Source organism: Aquabacterium sp. A08 (assembly GCF_011742065.1).
This window is the reverse complement of sequence record NZ_JAAQQT010000191.1, coordinates 1-467: the sequence shown is the minus strand read 5'-3', so window position 1 is coordinate 467 and position 467 is coordinate 1. Positions and strand designations below refer to the sequence as shown.

Genomic DNA, 467 nt, shown 5'->3' with positions numbered 1-467 from the left:
ACCCTGGGCCGCCGGCCGTACAACGACATCGTGGTGGACAACCTGGCGGTGAGCGGCGAACACGCGGTCTTCGTGCGGCACCCGGACGGGTTGGAGGTGCAGGACCTGCACAGCACCAACGGCACCTACCTGAACGGCAAGGCGGTGGTGTCGGCCCGGGTCGGCGCGGGCGACCTGCTGGAAATCGGCCGCTACCAGATGCGGGTGCTGCCCGACGCGACCGACAGCGCCCCGGCCGAGGCGCCTCCGACCGCGCCCGCCAGCGCGGCCGCCCAGGAGCCCCCTTTGGCCGCCCCCGCGCCGGCCCAGACGGCGACCCCAGCGGCGGCCGCGCCCGCGGCAGCACGCATCCAGGTGCTCAACGGCCCGGCGGCGGGCAAGGCCATGACGCTGACCAAGGTCGTCACCACCCTGGGCAAGCCCGGGGTGGCGGTGGCCGCCATCAACCACCGGGGCGATGGCTACAC

General features: G+C 74.7%; 1 protein-coding gene. It reads left to right on the top strand.

Going from position 1 to position 467, the window contains the following annotated elements; all coding sequences use genetic code 11:
• Nucleotides 1–467: FHA domain-containing protein (locus tag HA630_RS01070; RefSeq protein ID WP_166832104.1), on the top strand; the 467-nt coding region annotated here is incomplete at both ends.